Below are 15,753 nucleotides of genomic sequence, written 5' to 3'. Positions count from 1 at the left end.
CCCGGCGAGGCTGCGAAGGCGGTGGGTCAGGTAGCATCTGTGTCGGCTGTGCCGCCGCTATCGCAGGCTTTTTTCCAGCCAGGCCTTCAGGTCCTGCACTTCCGCCTCGCCAATCGTATGCGGCATGCCCGGATAGCCGTGGAACTCAGGCTTCAACCCCAATCCCGTCAACACCTCGTTGGCGCGGGTCGCCGAGGCATACGGCAGTGCCTGATCCTGCGTGCCATGGCCGATGAAGATCGCCAGTTTGCCCAGTGAATCATCCGGTTTCAGTTCGGCCTTGAGCACCGGTAGCACGCTGCCACTGAGCGCGGCGATGCCACGTATCAATTGCGGCTGACGCAGCCCCACTTCGTAGGACATGATCGCGCCCTGGCTGAAGCCCACCAGGAACACCCGGTCGGACTGGGTGTGATATTTGGCGGTGGCCTTGGCCACGAAGTCTTCGATGAGCCTGGCGCTGCGTTGCAGGTCGACGGTCTCGCCGTTGTACTCGGCGTCCCCCGTGGTCTTGGTGAACCAGCGATAACCATGGGGGTCCACCGGCATCGGTGCACGGGCCGACAGGTAGGTCCAGGTCGACGGCAAGGCATCCTTGAGGCCGAACAGGTCTTCCTCGTTGCTGCCGAACCCATGCAGGAAAATCACCAGCGGCTGGTTGCGCGCGTCACCCTGGGTCTGCTCCAGGTACGACAACGGCAAGTCGGTGTGCAGCGTATCGTCGGCATGGGCGGCGCCAGCCACCAGGGCCAGCGTCACGGCGAGTAGTTTGAGCATGGAGCGATCCCTCACGGTTTACGCAATAAATAAGTATCCATGATCCAGCCATTCTCCAGGCGCGCGGCCTTGCGCACCCGCTCGATCTCCTCGGCCACCTCACTGACCTTGCCGCTGATAAGGATTTCATCCGGCGTGCCCAGGTAGGCGCCCCAATAGATATCCAGGCCTTGGTCAGCCACAGTGCGGTAGGAATCTTCGGCGTCGAGCATTACCACCAGGGTATCGGCATCACTCGCCTGCCCCGCCGCCAACCGACGCCCGGTGGTGATTTCGACGGACTTGCCGATGCGGTTCAACGGCACCTTATGCCGGGCCGCCAGGGCCTGCACGCTGGTGATGCCGGGGATCACTTCGAACTCAAAGACACAACGACCACTGGCCAGGATCGCCTGCAGGATACGGATGGTGCTGTCGTACAGCGCCGGGTCGCCCCAGGCCAGGAAGGCGCCCACTTCACCGTCAGCCATTTCCTCGTTGATCATGCGCTCGAAGGTCTGCTGTTTGTCGCGGTTGAGGTCCTGCACGGCAGTGGTGTAGTCGATATCACCGCGCACGCGCTCGGGGCAGTCGGCCTCGACGAAGCGATAGCCGGGCTCGGTGATGTAGGTTTCGCAGATCTCGCGGCGCAGGTCGATCAGCTTGTCCTTGCTCTGGCCCTTGTCCATCAGGAAAAACACATCGGTGCGGTTGAGCGCCTTCACGGCCTGCATCGTGATGTAGTCAGGGTTGCCGGCGCCAATGCCGATGATCAGGATGCGTTTCATGGGTTGCTCTCAATGCGGGGCGTGGATTTTGCCATGTTCCGGGGTCAGGCGTGAGTTTCCAGGCGCAGGCGCCAGACCTGGTTGAAGCGCAGCTCGGTTGCCGACAGCGGTTCGACGTCGATCCGGTAGAACATCGACATCGGAAAGCCCATCACGTACAGCAGCGCAGCACGGACCACGAACGGGTGGGTTACGGCGATCACATGCCCGGGTTGCGCCTCCAGGGCCTGCATCCATGTCGCAACCCGCGTGCAAATCTGCTCCACCGACTCGCCGCCATGGGGCGCACAGGCGCTGTCGGTCATCCAGTCGATCAGCATTTCCCCGTCAAGTTCACTGATCGCGCGCCCCTTCCACTCACCGAAATCACCATCCCGCAGGGCCTCGTCGACCACCGGCTCGGCGCCGAAAAAATTCGCGGTCTGGCGGGTCCGCGCTTCCGGCCCACAGAGCAAGCGCGGGGCTTTGCGGTAACGATCGGCCAGGGACAACGCCGCGGTTTGCCACGCCATCGCCACCGACTCGTCATCCGGGAACCGGCCCTGTTTCTGGAACGGCGTGGCGGCGTGGCAAATCAGGGTCAATCGGGTGGCTTGCATCGCAATTTCACTCTGTTTCAGCGCGCAGTCAGCGTAGACTGGCAAAGTTGTTTCAACATGTTACAACGAACATGAAAGAGGAAGCCGGTTCAATGCCGGCGCGGTCGCGCCACTGTATTCGGCCCCACAGCCGTAAGCCAGACCCTGTTTCAGCCCAATCACTATCCAATTCGGGACGCGTCATCCCTGGAGATTCCCATGGCCAACACCGCTGCAACGAATCCTGATGTCTACCTGCCGACCATTCCTCTGGGCGAAATCCTGCCCTGGGCGATCTTCGGCGGCCTGCTGTTGCTGCTGGCGATCTACTTCGTCGGCGCCGAGCAAGGCGCCACTGCCGTATTCAAGGGCATGTACGTGCATGAATTCGTGCACGACGGTCGTCACCTGCTGGGTTTTCCCTGCCATTAATCCCTCAGAGAGACATGACATGACAGGGCATTTACTCGTACGCGGGATGCTGGTGGGCTTGCTCGCCGGCGTATTGGCGTTTGGCTTCGCCAAGGTCTTTGGCGAGCCGCAGATCGACAAGGCCATCGCCTTTGAAGACCAGATGGCGCAGATGCACGGCGATGCGCCGGAAGAAGAGCTGGTGAGCCGCGAGGTACAAAGCACCTTCGGCCTGTTCACCGGCGTGGTGGTGTACAGCGTGTCCCTGGGCGGCATTTTCGCCTTGGTGTTCGCCTACGCCCTGGGCCGTATCGGCAAGGTCGGCCCGCGAGGCCTGGCCGCGCTGCTGGCGCTGGCAGCGTTCGTGACGCTGATCCTGGTGCCGGGACTCAAGTACCCGGCCAACCCGCCTTCAGTGGGCGACCCGGATACCATCGCCCAACGCACCAAATTGTTCTTCCTGATGCTGCTGGTGTCGGTGGCGGCGGCGGTGATCGCGATCAACGCCGCGCGCAAGCTCATCGCCCGCCGTGGCGCGTGGGCCGGGGCAATCCTGGGCGTGGCGTTGTACATCGTGATCGTCTCGGTGGCCGGCAGCCTGTTCCCGGTGATCAACGAAGTGCCGGAGCAATTCTCGGCGGTACTGTTGTGGAAATTCCGCGTGGCGTCGCTGGGCATCCAGGTGGTGCTGTGGACCACCCTGGGCCTGGTGTTTGGCGCCGTGGCCGAGCGCAAGGTCAGCCAGCCACGGGCACTGTTCAACTCCTGAGTCCGTCAAATCCCGGGACGGGCCAGGTAAAACACCTGATAGCCCGTCCCGGGATGCCCTGCTTCCAGCGCCTTTGCCGACAGGGTGACGCGCACCAGGCGCCAGGCCTGTACATCCAGCGCCAGGAAGACTGCAAAGGTATCGCTGCCATCGGCGATTTGCCGGTTGCGCGCTTTCTCTTCAGCCAGTATCGCGGCCCGGTCCGCCCCTGGCGCCAGCGCCCACTCTTCGCGGTACAGGCTCAAGGCCTGCAGTGCCGGCCCGCGCTGCACATCCAGCGGCAGCCAGCTTTCGATGTGCGGCTTGCCGAAGCTGTCGAGCACCTTCTGGAAACGCTCTCCCAACAGAAAATCGCCGGCCTGTAACGGGTCGGACCACAGATACACCGACGAATACAGGTTGCCTCCCCCCGGCGCCTGCCCGCGTTCCTGGGCGATGAACGCCTTGAACAGCAGTCCTTCGGCGTGATCCCACAACGGCCCCAACTGCGCGGCGCGCTGGCGGATCAGGCCCATGTCGAAATCGGCGGGCAAGCGGTGCGAATACTGTTTGGCGAACATGGCAAAGCTCCTGTGCAAGTCGAGGTGTCAGCTTGCGCAGACTGCATAATTTCAGCAAGATATCAATCAATATACGTATGATAAGGAATGGATATGACTGAAGCACTCAAGCCTCTGGATATCGATACCGTGCAGGCCTTCGTGCTGGTAGCCGACTTCACCAGCTTCACCCGCGCCGCCGAAGCCCTCGACACCTCCCAGGCCGCGATCAGCCTCAAGCTCAAGCGCCTGGAAGAACGCCTGGGTTATCGCCTGCTGGAACGTACCCCGCGGCATGTGCGGCTGTCGCCCCAGGGCGAGCAATTCATCGTGGCCGCCCGAGCCCTGCTTAACGCCCATGAACGCGCCCTGGCCGATCTGGGCACCCATGCACCGCGCCGCCTGGTAATCGGCATCAGCGACCACGTGGCCGGCCCCGACCTGCCGACATGGCTCAGTCGCCTCGCCGCCTACGACCCACTGGTATTGCTCGAAGTACGGATTGCCGCCTCCCGCGAACTGGTCGCCGCCTTCGACCGGCATGAACTGGACGCGGTGATCGTGCGCAACGAAGGCGACCGCCAGGACGGCGAAGTGCTGGCGGTGGAACGCTTCGGCTGGTTTGCCGCGCCCGGTTGGCAACACACGCCGGGAACCCCCTGCGCATGGCCACCCTGGCCGCACCCTGCGGCGTACGGCACCTGGCGACCCGTGCGCTGGATGAAGCGCGCATCGATTGGACCGAAGTGTTCGTCGGCGGTGGAGTGATGGCCGTCGGCGCAGCCGTGAGCGCCGGCCTCGGCGTCGCCGCCCTCGCCCACCGCGTTGCCCCCTCCGGCGCAGTGGAAGTCAGCGCGCAATACAGCTTGCCTGCATTGCCGGTGAGCGAAGTGGTGCTTTACAGCCGCATCACGGATGGCCGCTCCAGGGAAACATTGCGAGCGCTGAGTGCAACCTTCCGTGGGGTCCTGCAACGCTGAACCCGGCTGGAAAAACGCTACCCAAAGGGCCATCGTGCCGGACACTTTCTCACCAACAACAGAGTTCCAATGTGGGAGCTGGCTTGCCTGCGAAGACTGCAGCACAGCCGACACAGATACCACCTGACCCACCGCCTTCGCAGCCTCGCCGGAGCTCGACAGCTTCCACAGGGGTCTTGCAGTAGCTGAAAAAGCGCTGCCAACAGGACCATCGGGCCGGACGCTTTCTCACCAACAATACAGATCCAATGTGGGAGCTGGCTTGCCTGCGAAGACTGCGGCACAGCAGACACAGATGCTACCTGACCCACCGCCTTCGCAGCCTCGCCGGGGCTCGACAGCTTCCACAGAGGTCTTGCAGTGGCTGAAAAAACACTGCCAACAGGGCCATCGTGCCGGACACTTTCTCACCAACAACAGAATTCCAATGTGGGAGCTGGCTTGCCTGCGAAGACTGCGGCACAGCCGACACAGATGCCACCTGACCCACCGCCTTCGCAGCCTCGCCGGGGCTCGACAGCTTGTGTCTTTGGACGGAGTTAGACTTGTTCGACAGGTCATCCAATCCGTCAGTCGAACCACTCCCTGCGTCCCTCGAACGTGCTGACGATCAACTCCACGATCATGCCCACCGCCTCGGCATGCTGCACGTGCGCATTCATCGCCAGCCACACCTGGCGCTGCATGCTTTCGGCCAGTAATCCCGGCAACGCCACCAACCCTCGGTCGAAGCTGCTCATGTAGTGCGGCAACAACCCGATGCACGCACCGCAGCGGATCATCTCCAGCATCAGCGAATAGGCCTGCACCTGCACCACCGCCGCCAGGCGTTGTTCCACCACGCGGTTCCAGGGTTGCAAGGCATCGACCCGGGCATCCGGCTGCCATTGCACCAGCATGTAGTCATTGAGGTCTTCGACGCTGTCCGGGCGGGATGTCTGCCGTGAATAGCGCTTGGCGATGTGCGGCAGGTACTGCAGGCGCGCCAACGCCCGGGGCGATCCGGTGGCGAAGCTCGGTCCGGGCAGCGGGCCGTCTCCTTCCGACAGCCATAGCACCACATCCACGTCCACTGCTTGCAGGGACAGTTGGCTGTCGATGGAGATGATCTCCAGGCGCACGCTGGCATTGCGGCGCAGCAAGGCGATCAGGTCACGCCCCAGGATGTCGTGCAGGATCGGCTCGGCCACCGCCAGGCGAATCAGCGGCTGCTCTACCACCGGCAAGCGCCGCTCATGGGCCAGGGCGATCAGTTGGGCCTGCAACTGCTGGCCATCACGGCTCAGCACCAAGCCGTTGCCCTGGTAACTGAACAAGCTATGGCGCAGGTGTTCCTCCAGTTGCGCCAGACGCTTGCGCAGCAAGGTGGCCTTGATGTTCAAACTGCGCGCTGCCTGCATGAAACAACCGCAGCGCGCGCTCACCAGAAAGTAACGGGCCACTTCCGGGTCAATGTCAGCGGCCAATGCCCGCCAGGCACTGCGTGGCTCGGCGGGCGCGCGATAAACGGCAGGCCCCTGGGGGCCGGACGGTTCAAGAAATGCCATGGGAGACTCCCTGTCTTGTGGTCTGTGCATCCAATGCGGGTTGATGCAACTTACTCCAGCACCTTGTTCAGTTCGGCACCGTCGATGCTCAAGGTCGCGGTGTTGAGCATGCCTTCGAGGTAAGCCTTGGCGATCTGCTCCTGGCGCTGGGCGCGCAGGGCCTGGGTCAGGCGTTCGCGCAGCTCATCCAGGCTGGCGGTACGGGCCGGTTGCTGGCCGGTGAGCTTGAGCACATGGAACCCGGCGGCGCTTTGCACCACGTCCGACACAGCGCCCAACTTGAGACGCGACACCGCTTCACGCACCGCCGGCACCAGTTGTTGCAGCGGCTGCATGCCCGAATCCCCCCCACGGGCGGCGGTGTCCGGGTCTTGGGAAAACTGCGTGGCCAGTGCGGAAAATTCACCCGGCGCAGCCTGGGCGCGACGGCTCAGTTCCTGGGCCTGGCGGCGCACTGCGTCGGCGCTTTGCGGGTCATTGACCGCAAGGAAAATCTGGCTGACCCGGTACAGCGGCGGTGTCACCCACTGCGCCTTGCCGCTGTCGTAGGCCTGTTGCAGTTCAGCGGCACTCGGGTAATCCGCCGGGACCTGGCTGACCGACAGCATGTAATCGCGAAACACGATCTGCTCGGTGGCGGCGCGTGTCTGTTGCTCAACCTCGGGTCGCTGGCGCCAGCCCTGGGCATCGGCCTGTTCGAGCACGGCCTTTTGCGCCAGGCGCGAGCGAATCCACGTTTCCAGCGCGCCACGATTGCCCCGCAGTTGCTCACGGGACTCCGCCGGCAGGCTGGCCAACACGCTTTTCAGTTCGGCAACGTCGACCTGCTGGTTACCCAGGCGCGCCACCGCTGGGCCCGCCGGTGCAACGCTGGCCATCGGCGCCGGTTGCTGGGCCGCCACCGGGTCGCTGCCCGGGCGCAGGCTCAACGCGACCGCCACCACCAGCAACCCCAGCGCGCCCGCACTGAGCATCAAGGCAGGTTTTTTCACAGGGCCGGTGCCTCTTCGCCAAGCGGTGCGGCCTCTGTCTGCGCCTGCAACTGCGCAGCGTGCTGGCTGTACTCGCGCAAGTAGACAATGAACTCCTGCAACAGACGGTCCCACAATTCCAGCTGGCTGCGCAGGTGCGTGGCGCCCACGCCGGCCACCACCACATCCATTTCCATCAACAGGAACTCACCCTGCACCGACAGCCGCGCAAAACGCCGCGAGGCATTCCACACCTGGGCCAGCCCCTCGGGCAAATCGCCCTGCACCCGCAGCGCGCAGCTGTAAGTGAAGTCCACGTAATGGCCCTCCTCTGCCGCCGCGTTGCCGAAGCGCACGGCAAAGCCGATACCCTGGCTGGCGCTGAGCAGTTGCACGACGCCGTTCTGGTCGGTCTGGTTGACCCGGTAGCCAGCCTCTTGCAACAACTCGGTGAGGCTCTGGGGCGTAACGCTGGTGATCAATTCGCTCATGGTGATCGCTTCCTTGTCTGTCAGTGATTGGCGGTTGCCTGGGGGGCATCGAAACGGCTCTTGTACAGATCGTCGCCAAAGCCCTGGGCCAGTTCTTCGAACTTGACCCGCGCGCTGCTGGCGAAGGGCTGGCGGATACTCATCACCTCGGCCACGTCGATTTTTTCGTAGGCCGCGAGTAACTGGCGGGCCACGCCGTACATCTGTTGATTCTTGACTGAACATTGCTGCACTTGTGTGTCACGTTCGCTCAGTTGGGCCTGCAAGCGGGCGCGCTCGGCCTCCTTGCCTTTGGCCAGCACCAGCAGGTCGTCATAGGCCTTCTTGAACTTGCCGACCTGCTCGTTGCTCGCCGCCACCTGGGCCTGGGCCTGGCTGTGCAGGCTTTGTTGCTGGCCGGCCAGTTGCTCGGCGGTACCACGCGCCTGGGCGAGTTCAGCCGTCAATTGCTTGATTTGCGCCTGGGCCTGTTTGGCCTGGTTTTCGGCGGCAATGCGCGCGGCAGCGGCCTGGGCCTGCTCGCTTTGCAGGGCCTGCAATTGCTGGGTGGTGCTGCGCAATTGAGTACGCAGGCGTTCTTCCATGCCTTCGGCCGACGCCGCCGTGGCGACGAACAGCAACAGCAGCCCGCAGATTCGCGTGTTCATGTGGCATCTCCCTGCGCATCAGAAGCGCGTGTTGAGTTCCAGTTGCATCACATCCACTTCGAACGGCGCGCCATACACTTCAGAGGCGCTCAACCAACGCGCACTGGCGTAGATGTTCTTGTCGAGGCCGTAGTTGCCGCCGATGAAATAACCCTTGGCGTTGGTGCCGCCCAGGTGGAAGGAGGAGTCGTTGAAACCGTCGGGCAAGGCGTCAGGCTGGATGTACTTGTAGCCGGCCAGGACGTTCCAGTCGCCGCGCTTGCGCATCTCCAGGGCACTGCCGAGGGTGAATTGCACCATCAGCGCATTGCCACCGCTCTCGAACTGGCCCTTGCTGTTGATGTTGTTGACGATCTCGCCTTCGCTGCGCTTGAGCATTTCGCCCTTGTCGTAGGCCAGGTTGTGGATGAAGTTGCCCTGGGTGCGCAGCTTGAAATCGCTCGGCAGCTCGGCATCCCACGCCAGATTGAGGTCCAGCACATCGAACTTGGAGGCCAGCCCCACGTACTGCGGTTGCGGCGTCAAGCCAGGCGTGGCCGGGTTGGGCGAGATATTGCGCAGCAGGAACACGCTGTTGCCCTTCTGCATGAACGCCAGGCGCGAACCGTCGGTATCGCACCCGGGCGCACCGGCCCACGGTGTACAGGGGCTGGAACGCTTACCCTCAATGTCGTCGAAGTGGTAGTAGGCCACCGCGCCCTTCAGGCTGTTGTCGCGGTTGAGCTTCCAGTTGGCGCCGATCTGCCCGCCGAACAGCCACTTGGTGTCGCTGTCTTCCTTGTCGAAACCGTTGCTGCTGGCGGTGTCCGAGGTGTACTCCACCGGGAACACCCCGAGGGTGCCGAACAGCCCCCATTGGTTGCTCAGGGCATGATTGAAATTGGCGGCGATACCGTCGAAGTTCAGGTCGCCCGAATACATCATGTCGGTGGAATAGAACGGGTTGGCAAAGCGCCCCGCCGTCAGGGTCACATCCTGGGAGGCCTTCCAGCTCAGGTAGCCCTGGTCGAGCCAGATGTCCTTCTTGCCGAACCCGCCGCCCAGGGTCTGGGTGGTGGACACCGGGTTGTTGTCGGAACCGGTGCCGATGCGAATGCCCGCCGTCCATTCCGGCGAGATCACCGCTTTCATGCCCAGGCGTGCGCGCAGACGGAACAGGTTTTCGCGGTCCTTGGTGGTGTTGAGCAGCGGCGGCAGCTTGGTGTTGGTGTCTTTGTTGGTGTCGTAGGGGCCGCTTTCATTGAGCTTGGCGTAATCGATGATCTCGTTGCTGTTGTTGCCCGAGAAGTAGCGCGACTCGTCCCGCAGGCGAATATCGCCATCGAAGGTCACGCGCGAGACCCAGTCCGGAAAGGTGTTGGGCTGGGCCCAGTTTTCCTGCTTGGCGGTGGCCATGACCTCGGCCTTGACCTGGTCACGGATCTGGTCGCGCACCGCTTGTGGCACGTACTGCACACGCACGTCGCCAGGCGCCGCCGTCGGGCCGCTGGCAACCACCGGCGCGGCGTTGGCCTGGCGGGCCTGCTGCGCTTCTTTCTCGGCCTGGGCAATCAGCCCGTTGGCCGTGTCCTGGGTCAGCACACCTTGCTGCACCAACAGACGGATCAGGTTGATGGTGACGTTTTCCGAGGGGGCGACCGGGGCAGCCGCCGCCTGGCCGACCAGGGTCGCGATGACCATGCCGACCGCCAGGGTCAGTCGATTCACGGGGGAAATCATGTGTACGCAACTCCTGTAAAAAACCGTTGAAAACAGCCGTTGAAAACCTGTTCGATCAATCCGGACGCCGGCCCTTGAGGGACAGGCGCATGGGCAACGTCAGCGATGCCGGGGGCTTCTGCATGGCGCGCGGTGCCTGCACCAGCGCGAGCATCTGGGCGTCGGTCTCGCTATCACCGCTGGACTTGGCCACGACCGCCCGCGTGACCTGGCCATCGGCGCCCAGCCACAGGTCGATCTGGATGGCAAACGCCTTGCGGCGCAGCTCCGGGTCCTCACGCATCAAGCGCTGGTAAGTGCCCGCCAGGTACTGCTTGTAGGTACCGGTGCCCAAGCCGCCGCCACCGCTGCCCGCCATGCCGCCGCCCTTGCCGGCGCCGATGTTGAAACCGTCGTTGCCGGACTGCGCATCGCCATCGATCTGCATCGGGTTGGCCAGGTCGTCGGCGGGACTCGGCGGCGCCTCCTCCACCGGCTTGACCTCCTCGGGTTCAGGGCTGGGCACCTTTTCCTGCACCTGCGGCTCGGGTTCCTTGGGTTTCTCCGGGGGCGGCGGCGGTGGTGGCGGCAACGGGATAATCGTCGGCACCTTGGGCGCTTCACGGCGCACGCCACTCATGTCATTGGCCCACTGCCACAGGAACCAGGCAGCCACAGCGCCCAGCAACAGACCGGCGCCCCACTTCAGCGGGCGCAACGGCGCTTTTTTCTTCACGGGCAATGGTGCGATCGGGATCTGTGCGGTCATGGCTCAGCCCTGGCTCGGTTTGCCGGTGACCAACCCGACCTGGGACAGCTCCAGCCGCCGCAGCAAGTCGAGCACTTCGATCACCTTCTGGTATTGCACCAGCGCGTCACCGCGCACGATCACCGGGAAGTCCGGATTCAGCGCTTTCTCGATACGCAGGCGCTCTTCCAGCTCACCGAGGGTCACCGGGTAAGCATCGAGAAACACCTGGCCGCCGTCGTTCACCGAAATGGCCTTGGTCTTGGCCTCCGACAGCGACACCGAGGCACTGGCCTTGGGCAAATGAATCTGGATACCCGAGACCTGGGCGGTGGCAGTGAGGATAAACATCACCAGCACCACCATCAGCACGTCCACCAGGGGCGTGATGTTGATACTGTCGACGGCGGCGTCATCGTCATCGTCGTGGGAGGCATTCACGGAAGCCATGGCGATTCTCCTCAGGCCGGAACCGCAGCGTGATGCTCGCGACGGTGCGCGGCTTCACTGGACTGGCTTTCGCCGTGCATCTCCGCCAGGCGGGTGATGAACTCGTCGACGAACACGCGCATGTCGGCGCTGACTTCCTTGTTGCGCGTGATCAGGCGGTTGTAGCCGAACAGCGCCGGGATCGCGACGAACAGGCCCATGGCCGTGGCCAGCAAGGCCGCCGCCATCCCCGGGGCGATGGCGTTGATGTTCACGTCACCGGCCATGGCCGTGCCGAGGAACACCACCATGATCCCCAGCACCGTGCCGAGCAGGCCGATATACGGGCCACCGGCGATGGCGTTGGACAGGGTCGACAGCTTGGCACTGAGCGCCTGGTTTTCCCGGGTGCGCACGCCGTCCATGGAGCAACGGATCGCTTCGATGGTCGCCGCCGAGACCGACGACGTGTCGGCGCCCTGGGCACGGCGGGTGCGGATTTCCTTGACGGCCACCAGGTACAGGCGCCACAGCGAAGAGTGGGTCAGGCGCTCGGCCAGCAGTGCGTCGTCGGCATACATCTCCAGGCGCGTACCGATCTGGGCGAAGTGCTCGCGGAACACCTCGTTGGCACTGCTGACGCGGCCCACCTGGCGGTTCTTGCGCAGCATGATGAACCACGACTGAAACATCATCGCCACCAGCACCACGATAATCACCCAGGCGTCCACCGGCACTGCGTTGAGCAAAAAGCCCAGGCTGCCGAAACCGAAGCCCGACTGTTCCTCATCCACCCCGTAGGCCACCAGTTTCGACTCGGCGCCCTGGGCACTCGCGTCGGCGAGCAGCAGCGCCGCCGGACGGGCGACCTTGGACAAGCGCAACTCATCGATGGCACCCGCAAACGGCAGGTGCGCGCTGCCGGCTTCCGGCAGATCGGCACCGATGGCCAATTGGGAATTGAAGGCCGGCAAGGCCACGGCGAGCGTCGCGGTTTCGCGGCCATTGACGTACAGCGTGACCTTCTCGCCCTCGGCGGTGAACGCCAGGTGCTGCCATTGGCCAGGGTTCAGCGGCTGGCTCGACACGCCGCGCTGGCCGTCGATCTCCACGAACGGCATGCCCTGGTTCAACCCCAGCAGCAGGCTATGGGCACCGTCGCGACGAGCCAGCACCACTTGTTCGCCACTGGCCTGGTCCAGGCGCAACCAGGCACTGAAGGTGAACGCGCCACCGGCGGCGTGTTGCAGCGATGGGCTGGCCGGCAGCATCAAGGGTTGGCCGCCGAACTGCAGGGCGCGACCGATCACGCCGTCGATGCTCGCGCCGGTGGCGTTCAGCGCGGTGTTGGCATAGGCCGTGGTGTCCCGCGCCGGCGTGCCGTTGGCGCCATCGAAGTGGTAAAGCGCGATGTAGTTCGGGTCGAACGTCAGCTGGCCATTGGCGGTGGCCGGGGCCTTCTGGTTGCCGTAGTACATCCACAGGTCCTGGCGCTGACCGCCTTCGACCTTGGGCACATCCACCCAGATCAGCGCCATGCCCATCAGCGGGTCGAAGCTTTCGATCTGGTGATTGAACACGGTCTTGTCGTCGGCACTGACGAAACGCAGGTCGGCACCGTCGTCCTTGACCCCGTCAAAGGTGAAATTGCCGGTGTGCAGGCGCACCAGCAAGGCGGTACGGCCCAGCGCCTGGTTGATCGCCGCGCCCTGGGCGGTGGTGTCGATCGAAATCTGTTTGCGGTAGTGCCAATCGTCCTGCCACCAGGCATGGGCGGTGGCCGGGAGCGCGAAGCCCAGGCAGATCAACAGGCTCAGAAATAGGCGTTGCATGGGTGAAGTCTCCGGAAGAAAAAGTCAGAAAGTCGCCTGCACACTGAAGTGCAGTCGCGAGTCCTGTTTCTGGGTGTTCGGTCCATCGAGCAGCGGGTAGCCCCAATCCAGGCTGCCGGACAACCACTTGCTCAAACTGGCGCGGGTGCCCAGGCCGACACTGGCCAGGCTGTATTCGTCTTCTTGCTCGGGCAGCGGGTCGTGCAGGCGCATACGCGCACCTTCGGCGAACACATAGAAGCGCCACTCCTGCACATAACTGCCGAGGAACTTGGCCAGCGACGGCGTGCGCAACTCCTGGGAGAACAAGTAGCCCTCGTCCCCGGTACGCTCCGCCGCCAGATAGCCGCGCACCGAGGTGGCGCCGCCGGCGGAATACTGCTCGTTGGACACCAGCGGCCCCGAGGCCAGCTGGAAGCCGGCCTTGCTTGCCGACTGCCAGTCGTTGGCGAAGGTGTAGGTGTAATTCAGGTCGCCCTTGAGTACGGCAAAACTGGCACTGGCCTTGTAGCGCTTGTACTCGAACTCCTCGGCATCGCTGCCGTAGCCGAAGAACGCGCGGGTACCGACAATCAGGCTCAGGCCCAGGCCCACCTGGGATTGCTCGGTGTAGCGGTAGCCGTTGTAGCCCAGGGTGAACGGCGCGTACTTGAGCGGCACCTGGTCGCTGCTGGAGCCGAACTTCATCTCTTCGTCGAAGTCCTTGAAGTCGACGCCGAACGAGAACGAGTTGGCCCAGACGCCCGCCGCCGGCAGGTTGTAGATCGCCGACACGCCGTAGGAGTGGCCCTTGCCCAACACGTTGCTGCCGCCGATGGTGGCGATGTTGCTGTCGGACTGGTAACCGGAGAACTGCAAGGTCCAGCGCTCGTTCAGCGGTGCGCTGTAAGACCCCGACCAGACCTTGGCATTGCGGCTGTCCTCGGGTGCCGTGAAATACGTCAGCGAAATGCTGTGGCCCAGCTGCCACAGGTTGTCGTAGCCCAGGGTGGCGACGGAGCGCAGCTTCTCGGTGTCGGCGCTGTAGTCGTTGTTCAGGCCGAGACTGGCGTGCCAGGGGTTCTGGTCTTCTACCTGCAAGTCCACGTCCATGGTGCCCGGACGCGCGCCCTCGCGCACCAGCGGCGTGACTTGGCGCCCGGCGCCCCGGTTGAGCCCGGCCAACTGGTTTTGCACCGTGGCGAAGTCCGGCACGGCGCCCTCCTCCAGCGCCGGCACCTGCTCGCGGATCTCCACCGGCGAGTAGTGCTTGGCACCCACCACACGCACGCGACCGACCTTGGTTTCGCTGACCTGCAAATAGACGATACCGTCATCGACCTTTTGCTCCGGCAGCTCGACAAACACCGATTGATAGCCGCGCGCCTGGTAGATCTTCTGCAAGGCATCACGGGCGCCTTCGATATCGTCGAGGGTCTTTTGCGGGCCAAGAAACGGGTACACCGCTTCCTCGATCGTCGCCGCATCCAGCACGGTATTGCCGCGCACGAAATACTCGTTGACGTCCACCCGGCGCGCCGCCCCCTCCTCCTCGGCCCACGCGGGCTGCGCCAAGGCGCCCAGCGTCAGGCACAGCGCCAGCGTTGACTTGAACAGATGCTCCACACCGCCCCCTGGTTTTCTGAAAAAGTGATCTGCCTTCGCCGATTGCACAGCGTTCGGCCTGCTCAATTGCGGGTTGTCGAAAGTTGGCTGTGCCGGGCCAGCCAGGTATGCAGCAAGGCGAAGTTCAAGGAGAACTCCGGCATGTGCAGCAAGGCGCCACAAAACACTTCACCGATGATTTTCTGGATGAGTTGCACCGCGCGCGGGTTGTTCAACAGCGTGGCGATGTCTCGCTGCAAGACGTGAATGCCCCAGACCTTCTGGTTCAGGTCCAGGCCGACGAACCAGCGGAACAGCAGGTTGTAGTTGAGCTGTTCGTGCAGTTGGGATTCGCTGGGCACCGAATACAGCAGTTGCAGCAGCAGGATGTGCACCACGGTGTGCGGCGCGATCAGCATGCCCGGCTCGGGCAACAGCCAGTCGCGGTTCTGTTCGAGCACTTCATCGATCTGCGGACGCAGCAGCACCAGTGAATGGCCCGCCGGGATGTAGCTGGACACTTCCTTCAGCGCGCCCTGCCAGTCTTCCTGGGAGACGATCCATACCCACGGCGCGCCGTAGCGGTATACCGAAACCGGCTTCTTGCGCGCCGCTTCGACGATCTTCGACAGGCGCTGGTCGAGCTCCTGCATGCCTACTTTCGAGTAACGTTCCATAGTTCCCATCTGCCCCACTCCTGGCGTCCTGCTGACGGCTTGGGAGACGACTTTTGGTCGTATCCAGCGCGTTACATAGGCAAGACGGGAGTGGTCGGGAGCTACCGAACTTTTGTCATGAAAGCTTCATTTGGGATTGGGTGGGGGGCAATTTTTTTGATTGAGTGCATATCCGTTGCTGCGGTTATGGCTGGGTTATGGTTCCGCCCTTACGGCGGCTCACTTTTGAAAAGAGTCCAAAAGTAAGCAAAAGGCTCTTGCCCCAACACTCGGCACCTCGCTCAGGCTCGGTGTACCCGTAATCCGAC

General features: G+C 63.5%; 15 protein-coding genes and 2 pseudogenes. 3 read left to right on the top strand and 14 right to left on the bottom strand.

The window, feature by feature from the left end:
- Positions 1-57: 57 nt before the first annotated feature.
- The 3 genes from ACW9IN_RS28940 to ACW9IN_RS28930 are packed head-to-tail and all read right to left on the bottom strand — an operon-like array spanning position 58 to position 2,143.
- Positions 58-777 (bottom strand): alpha/beta hydrolase, encoded by a 720-nt coding sequence (locus tag ACW9IN_RS28940; RefSeq protein ID WP_457369061.1) that lies wholly within the window; start codon positions 775-777, stop codon positions 58-60.
- An 11-nt stretch (positions 778-788) separates the two neighbouring features.
- On the bottom strand, positions 789-1,544 hold the full coding sequence (cobF, locus tag ACW9IN_RS28935; RefSeq protein WP_457369060.1) for a precorrin-6A synthase (deacetylating): 756 nt from the start codon (positions 1,542-1,544) through the stop codon (positions 789-791).
- Positions 1,545-1,588: 44 nt separating this feature from the next.
- On the bottom strand, positions 1,589-2,143 hold the full coding sequence (locus ACW9IN_RS28930) for a histidine phosphatase family protein (protein ID WP_457369059.1): 555 nt from the start codon (positions 2,141-2,143) through the stop codon (positions 1,589-1,591).
- Between the two features lie 198 nt (positions 2,144-2,341).
- Here ACW9IN_RS28930 and ACW9IN_RS28925 point away from each other — a divergent pair, with 198 nt between their 5' ends.
- Together ACW9IN_RS28925 and ACW9IN_RS28920 are read left to right on the top strand one after the other, a co-directional pair.
- Positions 2,342-2,554, top strand: a complete 213-nt coding sequence (locus ACW9IN_RS28925; RefSeq protein WP_457369058.1) for a CbtB domain-containing protein — start codon at positions 2,342-2,344, stop codon at positions 2,552-2,554.
- Positions 2,555-2,573: 19 nt separating this feature from the next.
- The gene (locus tag ACW9IN_RS28920; protein ID WP_457369057.1) at positions 2,574-3,302 is read left to right on the top strand and encodes a CbtA family protein; all 729 of its coding nucleotides are present in this window, start codon (positions 2,574-2,576) and stop codon (positions 3,300-3,302) included.
- Positions 3,303-3,307: 5 nt separating this feature from the next.
- Here ACW9IN_RS28920 and ACW9IN_RS28915 read toward each other — a convergent pair whose 3' ends face one another.
- The gene (locus ACW9IN_RS28915) at positions 3,308-3,862 is read right to left on the bottom strand and encodes a DUF4865 family protein (protein ID WP_457369056.1); all 555 of its coding nucleotides are present in this window, start codon (positions 3,860-3,862) and stop codon (positions 3,308-3,310) included.
- A 93-nt stretch (positions 3,863-3,955) separates the two neighbouring features.
- Here ACW9IN_RS28915 and ACW9IN_RS28910 point away from each other — a divergent pair.
- Positions 3,956-4,821: pseudogene (locus ACW9IN_RS28910) on the top strand (LysR family transcriptional regulator).
- Between the two features lie 569 nt (positions 4,822-5,390).
- Here the strand turns inward: ACW9IN_RS28910 and ACW9IN_RS28905 are convergent.
- The 10 genes and pseudogenes from ACW9IN_RS28905 to ACW9IN_RS28860 form a co-directional block, all read right to left on the bottom strand.
- On the bottom strand, positions 5,391-6,368 hold the full coding sequence (locus ACW9IN_RS28905; RefSeq protein WP_457369055.1) for a LysR family transcriptional regulator: 978 nt from the start codon (positions 6,366-6,368) through the stop codon (positions 5,391-5,393).
- A gap of 50 nt (positions 6,369-6,418) precedes the next feature.
- Entirely contained in the window at positions 6,419-7,360 is a 942-nt protein-coding gene (locus tag ACW9IN_RS28900) for a peptidylprolyl isomerase (protein ID WP_457369054.1), read from the bottom strand.
- Positions 7,357-7,830 carry a YbjN domain-containing protein gene (locus tag ACW9IN_RS28895; protein ID WP_457369053.1) on the bottom strand — a complete coding sequence of 158 codons (474 nt, stop codon included), beginning with the start codon at positions 7,828-7,830 and terminating at the stop codon, positions 7,357-7,359. Before ACW9IN_RS28895 ends, ACW9IN_RS28900 begins: the two co-directional genes overlap by 4 nt.
- A gap of 20 nt (positions 7,831-7,850) precedes the next feature.
- Positions 7,851-8,477, bottom strand: a complete 627-nt coding sequence (locus ACW9IN_RS28890) for a DNA repair protein (RefSeq protein ID WP_457369052.1) — start codon at positions 8,475-8,477, stop codon at positions 7,851-7,853.
- A gap of 18 nt (positions 8,478-8,495) precedes the next feature.
- Positions 8,496-10,196 (bottom strand): putative porin, encoded by a 1,701-nt coding sequence (locus tag ACW9IN_RS28885; RefSeq protein ID WP_457369051.1) that lies wholly within the window; start codon positions 10,194-10,196, stop codon positions 8,496-8,498.
- A gap of 55 nt (positions 10,197-10,251) precedes the next feature.
- Entirely contained in the window at positions 10,252-10,944 is a 693-nt protein-coding gene (locus ACW9IN_RS28880; protein ID WP_457369050.1) for an energy transducer TonB family protein, read from the bottom strand.
- Between the two features lie 3 nt (positions 10,945-10,947).
- Complete coding sequence (locus tag ACW9IN_RS28875; protein WP_065905942.1) at positions 10,948-11,373, bottom strand: ExbD/TolR family protein; 426 nt, start codon at positions 11,371-11,373, stop codon at positions 10,948-10,950.
- Between the two features lie 11 nt (positions 11,374-11,384).
- Positions 11,385-13,184, bottom strand: coding sequence for a DUF2341 domain-containing protein (locus tag ACW9IN_RS28870; RefSeq protein ID WP_457369049.1), 1,800 nt, complete (start codon positions 13,182-13,184; stop codon positions 11,385-11,387).
- Between the two features lie 24 nt (positions 13,185-13,208).
- Positions 13,209-14,789 carry a ShlB/FhaC/HecB family hemolysin secretion/activation protein gene (locus ACW9IN_RS28865; RefSeq protein WP_457369048.1) on the bottom strand — a complete coding sequence of 527 codons (1,581 nt, stop codon included), beginning with the start codon at positions 14,787-14,789 and terminating at the stop codon, positions 13,209-13,211.
- Between the two features lie 268 nt (positions 14,790-15,057).
- A pseudogene (locus tag ACW9IN_RS28860) lies at positions 15,058-15,154 on the bottom strand (transposase); the annotation flags it as partial.
- Between the last annotated feature and the right edge of the window lie 599 nt (positions 15,155-15,753).

Source organism: Pseudomonas sp. SDO5271_S396, from assembly GCF_054071795.1.
This window is presented reverse-complemented; position numbering and strand designations above follow the sequence as displayed.

Bases quoted from the DNA above. Each gene is read 5' to 3' on its own strand.
- ACW9IN_RS28895 (WP_457369053.1), bottom strand. From the start codon at position 7,830: ATGAGCGAATTGATCACCAGCGTTACGCCCCAGAGCCTCACCGAGTTG.
- cobF (WP_457369060.1), bottom strand. From the start codon at position 1,544: ATGAAACGCATCCTGATCATCGGCATTGGCGCCGGCAACCCTGACTAC.
- ACW9IN_RS28925 (WP_457369058.1), top strand. From the start codon at position 2,342: ATGGCCAACACCGCTGCAACGAATCCTGATGTCTACCTGCCGACCATT.
- ACW9IN_RS28890 (WP_457369052.1), bottom strand. From the start codon at position 8,477: ATGAACACGCGAATCTGCGGGCTGCTGTTGCTGTTCGTCGCCACGGCG.
- ACW9IN_RS28920 (WP_457369057.1), top strand. From the start codon at position 2,574: ATGACAGGGCATTTACTCGTACGCGGGATGCTGGTGGGCTTGCTCGCC.
- ACW9IN_RS28940 (WP_457369061.1), bottom strand. From the start codon at position 777: ATGCTCAAACTACTCGCCGTGACGCTGGCCCTGGTGGCTGGCGCCGCC.
- ACW9IN_RS28915 (WP_457369056.1), bottom strand. From the start codon at position 3,862: ATGTTCGCCAAACAGTATTCGCACCGCTTGCCCGCCGATTTCGACATG.
- ACW9IN_RS28870 (WP_457369049.1), bottom strand. From the start codon at position 13,184: ATGCAACGCCTATTTCTGAGCCTGTTGATCTGCCTGGGCTTCGCGCTC.
- ACW9IN_RS28885 (WP_457369051.1), bottom strand. From the start codon at position 10,196: ATGATTTCCCCCGTGAATCGACTGACCCTGGCGGTCGGCATGGTCATC.
- ACW9IN_RS28905 (WP_457369055.1), bottom strand. From the start codon at position 6,368: ATGGCATTTCTTGAACCGTCCGGCCCCCAGGGGCCTGCCGTTTATCGC.
- ACW9IN_RS28880 (WP_457369050.1), bottom strand. From the start codon at position 10,944: ATGACCGCACAGATCCCGATCGCACCATTGCCCGTGAAGAAAAAAGCG.
- ACW9IN_RS28875 (WP_065905942.1), bottom strand. From the start codon at position 11,373: ATGGCTTCCGTGAATGCCTCCCACGACGATGACGATGACGCCGCCGTC.
- ACW9IN_RS28930 (WP_457369059.1), bottom strand. From the start codon at position 2,143: ATGCAAGCCACCCGATTGACCCTGATTTGCCACGCCGCCACGCCGTTC.